Source organism: Streptomyces sp. (genome assembly GCF_035563135.1).
In the GTDB taxonomy this organism is placed as follows: domain Bacteria; phylum Actinomycetota; class Actinomycetes; order Streptomycetales; family Streptomycetaceae; genus Streptomyces.
This window is the reverse complement of sequence record NZ_DATMVN010000106.1, coordinates 1-6,392: the sequence shown is the minus strand read 5'-3', so window position 1 is coordinate 6,392 and position 6,392 is coordinate 1. Positions and strand designations below refer to the sequence as shown.

At 72.8% G+C, this 6,392-nt stretch carries 8 protein-coding genes and 2 pseudogenes; 5 read left to right on the top strand and 5 right to left on the bottom strand.

Annotation, left to right across the window (positions count from 1 at the left end; all coding sequences use genetic code 11):
• A pseudogene (locus tag VN520_RS04675) lies at nucleotides 1-631 on the top strand (hyaluronate lyase); the annotation flags it as partial.
• Here VN520_RS04675 and VN520_RS04670 read toward each other — a convergent pair.
• Nucleotides 615-1,070 (bottom strand): nitroreductase/quinone reductase family protein, encoded by a 456-nt coding sequence (locus VN520_RS04670; RefSeq protein WP_325745551.1) that lies wholly within the window; start codon nucleotides 1,068-1,070, stop codon nucleotides 615-617. The pseudogene VN520_RS04675 and the gene VN520_RS04670 overlap by 17 nt on opposite strands.
• 126 nt (nucleotides 1,071-1,196) lie before the next feature.
• On the opposite strand from VN520_RS04670, the gene VN520_RS04665 reads away from it, so the two are divergent.
• Nucleotides 1,197-1,925 (top strand): TetR/AcrR family transcriptional regulator, encoded by a 729-nt coding sequence (locus tag VN520_RS04665; RefSeq protein WP_325745550.1) that lies wholly within the window; start codon nucleotides 1,197-1,199, stop codon nucleotides 1,923-1,925.
• Nucleotides 1,926-2,032: 107 nt separating this feature from the next.
• Nucleotides 2,033-2,227, top strand: a pseudogene (locus VN520_RS04660) (DNA-binding response regulator); the annotation flags it as partial.
• Here the strand turns inward: VN520_RS04660 and VN520_RS04655 are convergent.
• A complete protein-coding gene (locus VN520_RS04655) occupies nucleotides 2,191-2,487 on the bottom strand; it encodes a DUF6332 family protein (protein WP_325745549.1) in 297 nt (98 codons plus the stop codon). The pseudogene VN520_RS04660 and the gene VN520_RS04655 overlap by 37 nt on opposite strands.
• Nucleotides 2,488-2,612: 125 nt before the next feature.
• Between VN520_RS04655 and VN520_RS04650 the strand changes: the two genes are divergently transcribed.
• Entirely contained in the window at nucleotides 2,613-3,014 is a 402-nt protein-coding gene (locus VN520_RS04650; protein ID WP_325745548.1) for a MarR family transcriptional regulator, read from the top strand.
• Nucleotides 3,015-3,066: 52 nt separating this feature from the next.
• Here the strand turns inward: VN520_RS04650 and VN520_RS04645 are convergent, their stop codons facing one another.
• The gene (locus VN520_RS04645) at nucleotides 3,067-3,819 is read right to left on the bottom strand and encodes a maleylpyruvate isomerase family mycothiol-dependent enzyme (protein ID WP_325745547.1); all 753 of its coding nucleotides are present in this window, start codon (nucleotides 3,817-3,819) and stop codon (nucleotides 3,067-3,069) included.
• A 359-nt stretch (nucleotides 3,820-4,178) separates the two neighbouring features.
• Here VN520_RS04645 and VN520_RS04640 point away from each other — a divergent pair, with 359 nt between their 5' ends.
• On the top strand, nucleotides 4,179-5,393 hold the full coding sequence (locus VN520_RS04640) for an ROK family protein (RefSeq protein ID WP_325745546.1): 1,215 nt from the start codon (nucleotides 4,179-4,181) through the stop codon (nucleotides 5,391-5,393).
• A gap of 153 nt (nucleotides 5,394-5,546) precedes the next feature.
• On the opposite strand, the gene VN520_RS04635 is transcribed toward VN520_RS04640, so the two are convergent.
• Nucleotides 5,547-6,128 (bottom strand): DUF4865 family protein, encoded by a 582-nt coding sequence (locus VN520_RS04635; RefSeq protein ID WP_325745545.1) that lies wholly within the window; start codon nucleotides 6,126-6,128, stop codon nucleotides 5,547-5,549.
• Between the two features lie 10 nt (nucleotides 6,129-6,138).
• Nucleotides 6,139-6,392 (bottom strand): TetR family transcriptional regulator C-terminal domain-containing protein (locus VN520_RS04630; RefSeq protein ID WP_414719766.1); only part of this gene is annotated, 254 nt, incomplete at its 5' end.

The following is a 6,392-nucleotide window of genomic DNA, read 5'->3' as shown; positions in this document are numbered from 1 at the left end:
GGTGCTCATCGACTGGGGCCCGATGCCCGGAAGTTACGGCTGGGTGTTCCCCAAGGGCGACACGCTGACCGTCGGTGTGATCTCGGCGCGCGGTGACGGTGCGGGGACCAAGCGGTATCTGGAGGACTTCGTCGGCCGTCTGGGTCTCGCCGGATTCGAGCCCACGATCTCATCCGGTCATCTGACGCGGTGCCGCAGCGACGACTCCCCGCTCTCCCGCGGGCGGGTGGTGGTCTGCGGCGATGCGGCAGGGCTGCTGGAGCCCTGGACCAGGGAGGGCATCTCCTTCGCTCTGCGGTCCGGGCGGCTCGCGGGTGAATGGGCGGTGCGGATCGCGGAGGCGCACGACGCGGTGGACGCCCGGCGCCAGGCGCTCAACTACGCTTTCGCGATCAAGGCGGGGCTGGGCGTGGAGATGAGCGTCGGGCGCCGCATGCTCAGGCTGTTCGAGCGGCGCCCGGGACTCCTGCACGCGGTTCTGACGGGTTTCCGCCCTGCCTGGAACGCCTTCGCGGGCATCACCCGGGGGACGACGTCGCTGGCCGAGCTGGTCCGTTCGCACCCGCTGGCGCAGCGGGCGCTGCATGTGATGGACCGCCAGGGAGCGGACCGGGTCAGCTCTCGACCGTGATCCGGAAGACCGGGTGGTCGGGGCACGAGGCGAGGAGCTCGGCGTCGGTCGACTTCACGGTGACGCCCCGGAAGTACTGGTCGACCTCCCAGCCCCAGCGCTTCAGGTAGGCGCGGACGATCCGTGCTTTCTGCTCGTCGTCCGCGATCTCCACGGCGGTGAACGTGCGGACCTTCCGGCCAGCCTTCAGCTCTCCGCCCCCGGCCACGCGCATGTTGCGCACCCACTGGGAGTGGCCGCGGGCGGAGACGAGGTACTGGGCGCCCTCGTAGTGGTGGGGGTTCACGGGGATGCGCTGCATCCGGCCGCTCTTACGGCCGCGCACCGACATCTCGGCGGAGCCGAGGAGGCTGACGCCATGGCGCGCGAGCCATCCGACGACACTGTTCATGCGCTGGGCGAAGGTGCTGGCCTGGAGGTAGTAGGGCTGCTGCGGCACGGTGACTCCCACCATTGAGAGAGCGGCGCTCTCGCTTGAGATCAGTGTGCATGGGGGCATCGCTCGAAAGCAAGAGCGGTGCTCTTCTTTGTGGTCGGTGCTCCAGTCGCGTGGCAGACTGATGACATGAGCACCATTCGGGGAGCCAGGGAACGCGCCCGCATCGAAGTCACCGCAGCCATCAAGGACGAAGCCAGGAAGCAGCTCGCTGCGGAGGGCGCCGCGAAGCTCTCCCTGCGCGCCGTCGCCCGTGAGCTCGGCATGGTGTCCTCCGCCCTCTACCGCTACTTCCCCAGCCGCGACGACCTGCTGACCGCGCTCATCGTCGACGCCTACGACGCGGTGGGCGAAGTGGCCGAGGCGGCCCTCGCGAAGGCCGGTGCCCCGGCGGGAGCCCATCCCGCCCGCTGGGCGGCGGTCGCCTGCGCCGTACGGGACTGGGCTCTCGCACACCCCCATGAGTACGCGCTGATCTACGGTTCCCCCGTCCCCGGCTACACCGCACCGCAGGACACCGTCGGCCCCGCCTCCCGTGTGGGCCGGGTCCTCATCGGCCTGGTACGGGACGCCCACCTCGCCGAGGGCCTCGCCGTCCCCCCGCTGACCGCCGAACTGCGTCCCGAGGCCGCACGTATGGCGGCCGACCTGGCCGCCGATCTTCCACCTGCTGTCGTGGTGGCTCTGGTCTCCGCCTGGGCGCAGCTCTTCGGGATGATCTCCTTCGAGCTCTTCGGCCAGTTCGACCGGGTGGTCGAGGCGCGTGAACAGCTCTACCGGCACGCCGCGCACCAACTGGGCCGCTCGGTCGGTCTGCTCGACGGCCGGCCCGCCGCCGGCGGCGGTGCGAGGGATTGAGGCGGGGCGGGTGGGACACGGGGCCGGGCGGCCGGGTCCTGGGGCAGGGGCCGGGTGTGCGGGGCTTCGGGGCGGGGGCCCGCGGCGGCGGTTCGGACGAACCGGCCGAACGGGAGCGGGAAGCGACGGCCCTGGCGGGCATCGGGCTGTCCGGCGAGGAGATCACGCGCGGACCTGTGGCCGGCCCGCTCACCGCCAGGGCTCACGCCGGCCGCGCCATGGCCGAGCTGGGAGCCCGGGACAGGGCGCGACGTGTCGTGTGCGCCTACGAGTCGGGGCCCGTGCGCCCCGGCCGGCTCGGCTGGACGGGCGGCGGGCGCCTTGCCCCGGCCGCGAAGGGGGTGCGCCGGAGGACATGGACCACCCGGACGACGAACACCAGCGCACCGAGCGCGGCCCCGGCCCGGAACAACATGTCTTCGACACCGTCCGGAAGTTCGAGGAGCAGGGCGGGGAGGAGGACTCCGGCGAACGTGGCCGCGGCCACCACCGCTCCGCTGACCGAGGCGTAGCCGATCTCGACGGTCATGGCGTCCCGCTCCGCCTGGGTACGTCGCATCATGCCCGCAGTGTCACAGGGGCCCTGGCCGACGGCAAGGACGCTTCCCGTGCCGCACGCGCGACTGTGAATGCATGTGCAGTTATTGCGCATGCATCAACAAATCGATCCTCTGCTAGCGTGCTGCCATGGCAGCGAAGAAGTCCGAGCAGGCGCTCGTCGGTGAGTGGCGCGAGCTACTCGCGCTGCACGCCAGGACTCTGGGCGAGCTCGACCGGGCCCTGGACGGGCACGGTCTGGGAGCCAGTGAATTCGAGGTCCTGGACGTCCTCGTGGAAGCGGTGACGGGGCGTGGCGACGCCTGCCTCCGCGTGCAGGAGATCGCTTCCCGGATCCATCTCAGCCAGAGCGCGTTGTCGCGGCTCGTGGCCCGGCTGGAGAGGGACGGGCTCGTACGCCGTGCGATGTGCGCCGAGGACCGCCGGGGTGTACGTGTCGAGCTGACGGATACCGGCCGGGCTCGCCACACGGAGGCCAGGCCGCTTCAGCGGGCGGTGCTTTCCCGGATGCTGGACCGGATCGAAGGCTGAAGGGTCCCGGGGCCTGGACCGGGCCGGAGCCCGAAGGGCCCGCCCCGCCCGCTCACGACCAGACGACCGCGGAGTTCTCCTCCCAGAGTCCGGCGACCGCAGGGTCTCCCGACATGTCGACGGACGAGAGCGGCAGGCGGTTCCACAGCACCAGGAAGAGCTCCTCGGCCGTGCCGCTCAGCGTGCAGTCGGCGGGGGTGTCCAGGGCGGCGGTCCCGCGCACCGTGACCGGGGGCCTGTCCGACAGCCGTACGGTCCATACCGTCTCCGTGTCCAGGGCCCGCACCCGGAGGACGCGCGGGGACCGGGTGCGTACGCGGCTCTTGGTACGGGCATGGAAACCGGCCAGGAGTTCGTCGACACCGTCCGTCGCGTGCGCCGCTGCCACGGGTGTCAGGGGCCCGCCCCGCGCCGACTCGGCATCCACCCGGTGGACCCTGGTCTCGTGCGCCTGCCGGCGGGACCAGAAGGCCGGCGGGGAGAGCGAGGGGAACACGGTCCAGCACTCCAGGTCGGCGGGGGCGGCCCGGAGCGCGTCGACCAGCAAGCGGTGGCCCTCGGCGTAGCGGTCGAAGAGCGCGTCCCCGTCCAGGGAGGGTTCCTCGTGCGCCGGGTGACGCGTCCGGTGTCCCTCGGTGACGAAGGCGGCCGCCCAGCGGTGCATCATGCCGGTGTGCCTGAGGAGATCGCGTATCCGCCATCCCGGGCAGGTCGGGACCGGGGCTTCCGGCCCCGCTTCACGGGCTGCGGAGGCGAGTGCGGGGCCTTCTTCGGCAAGCGCTGTCAGGTGCTCCGACATGTCCACGCGGCGATTGTGCCAGATCCGCCTCAGGCGCTCTGGGGACGCACCGGACGGTCGGTGGGAGCCGCGAACCAGCTGCCGCAGCCGGTCCGGCGAACCGGGTGGCGAGGAAGCCGGCCGCCGAAGGGCCGCTCCTCCACGCGAGGTGGTGCGGCAGGCGTGGGGTGAGCAGGAGCGCAGGACCTGTCAGCGCGGTGACGAGAAGCCCGCTGCCTGGTCCGCAGTTCGTTCACAGGTGACACAAAGTGCGGCACAGGGGCGCGCCGAGGCGTGTGCAAGGCCGCTGTCCCGGTGGCTGCCGGGTGAGCGCTGCGGGACGCGGGAGCGTCGGCACGACCCCGGATCATGGGAGACTCGCCCCCATGAACGGCAAGCCGACCACCACGCGGACGAAGTTGGAGAGGGGCCGCAGCGCGCTGGGGCCCGCCCTGGAGCTCGTGCACACGGGACGCGCTCCCACCCGCGCCGTGCTGACCTCCGAACTCGGCGTCACCCGCGCCACCGCGGGCGCGGTGGCCGCGGAGCTCGAGGCGCTCGGGCTCATCACGGTGGACTCCAGCCCCGGCTCCGCCGCCGGTTCGCAGGGCCGTCCCTCACACCGGCTGTCCGTCCGGGACAGCGGCCCCGTGGCCCTGGCCGCCCAGGTGCACTCCGACGGCTTCCGCGCCGCGCTCGTGGGGCTCGGAGGCAGGATCGTGGCCACCGCACCCGGCTGTGTCGCCGTCATGGCCGATCCCGCGCAGGTCCTCGGCGAGGTCGTCGAAGCGGGCGCCCGACTCCTGCGCGAGACCGGATTGCGCTGTGTCGGTGCGGGGCTCGCCGTGCCCTCCGCCGTGGCCGAGCCCGAGGGCACGGCGCTCAACCCGCTGCACATCGCCTGGCCGGCCGGAGCGCCGGTCCGCGAGATCTTCTCCGCCTGCGTACGCGCTACGGGGATCACCGGCCCCGCGTTCACCGGCAACGACGTCAACCTCGCCGCCCTTGCCGAGCACCGGCACGGCGCGGGACGCGGTGCGCAGCACCTGCTCTGCGCCGCCACCGGCCACCGGGGAGTGGGCGGCGCCCTCGTCCTGGACGGCCGCCTGCACAGCGGCAGTTCGGGACTGGCCCTGGAGGTGGGGCATCTCACGGTGAACCCCGAGGGCCGCCCCTGCCACTGCGGAGGCCGGGGCTGCCTCGACGTCGAGACGGATCCCCTCGCCTTCCTCACCGCGGCGCGCCGGGAGCCCGGTCCCGAGGAGTCGCTGCTCAAGCAGTCCGGCGACCTGTTGCGCACGGAGTACGGCGACCCCGATGTGCGGGCCGCGGCGGAGGAGCTGATCGACCGGCTCGGCCTCGGCCTCGCCGGGCTGGTCAACATCCTCAACCCGGACCGGATCATCCTCGGCGGGCTGCACCGCGACCTCCTGGAGGCCGACCCCGAACGTCTGCGGGCGGTGGTCGCCGACCGCAGCCTGTGGGGCCGCAGCGGCAGCGTGCCGATCCTGGCCTGCACACTGGACCACAACAGCCTGGTGGGAGCGGCCGAGCTGGCCTGGCAGCCCGTACTCGACGACCCGCTGGCCGCTCTGGCCTGAGGCCGGGTGCGAGGTCACGGCCGACGGGAACGGCCGGTCGGGGCGCGGTCCGAGGAGCCCGGCGTCCCGGACGCGCACGCCGGGCACACCACGATGGCTGCCGCCGGGGCCCGCCCCCGGGCCGGGGACGTTCCCGAGGGCCGTGCGGGCCCGTCACCGTTGGTTCCCCCGGTCCAGCCGGTCCCGCTCGGGCGACGACAGGTGGAGCACCTCGTAGCGGTCGCCCGGCACCCCGGGCGGCTCGTGTTCCCAGAGCGTGAAGTGGAGCAGCTCCCAGCGGCGCGGGTCGACAGCCAGCGCCGTGGCCACGGTCCCGGGAGCGGTGGCCAGCAGACGGCTCTCCTCCAGCGCCGCCTCCACCGCGACAGCCGGCGGGACGCTGTCCGCGATCCGCTCACGGCGGCGGACAGCGGCGCGGGGGAGCGCCTTGGATGCTGTTCCCTCGCGGTAGAGGAGGCCGGCCCAGTGCTGCACCTCCGGACGGCCGAAATCGTCGACGACACCCTGGAATCCGGGACCCCGGAGAAAGGCGTTCATGCCTTCGGGGGCCGACCACAGATACAGCGGGGCGTACTGGTTGACCGGTGAGGCGTCACCGCGTTCACGGATCAGATAGGCCTTGAGGCCCAGGCCCGGGAAGCCGTCGAGGAGATGGCCCCTGGTCGCGACCCGCTCACGGATGATCCCCATGTCGTAGTCGGCGGGCAGGGTGATCTCGTACTGCATGGCGTGCATCGTGAACTCCTCAAACCGCGGGGGCCGATGTGCTGTGCGGGGCGAGCAGGGAGAGCAGCCCCCGGACGGCGGAGTCGAAGGCGGCCGTCGATCCGGAGGCGCGGGCCAGGACGTAGCCACCCTGGACCGTGGCCACGACGGCTGCCGCGACCTCGTCGGGCGTGATGCCGGGGGAGAACTCGCCTGCCTTCAGGCCTTCCTGGAGGATCTCGGCGAGCCGCCCCCGCAGCCAGCCGATCGTCCCGTCCAGCGGAGCCCGCAGCG

Excerpts from the sequence above, each read along its gene's own strand:
- VN520_RS04665 (WP_325745550.1), top strand. The coding sequence starts at position 1,197 with ATGAGCACCATTCGGGGAGCCAGGGAACGCGCCCGCATCGAAGTCACC.
- VN520_RS04655 (WP_325745549.1), bottom strand. The coding sequence starts at position 2,487 with ATGATGCGACGTACCCAGGCGGAGCGGGACGCCATGACCGTCGAGATC.
- VN520_RS04650 (WP_325745548.1), top strand. The coding sequence starts at position 2,613 with ATGGCAGCGAAGAAGTCCGAGCAGGCGCTCGTCGGTGAGTGGCGCGAG.
- VN520_RS04640 (WP_325745546.1), top strand. The coding sequence starts at position 4,179 with ATGAACGGCAAGCCGACCACCACGCGGACGAAGTTGGAGAGGGGCCGC.
- VN520_RS04635 (WP_325745545.1), bottom strand. The coding sequence starts at position 6,128 with ATGCACGCCATGCAGTACGAGATCACCCTGCCCGCCGACTACGACATG.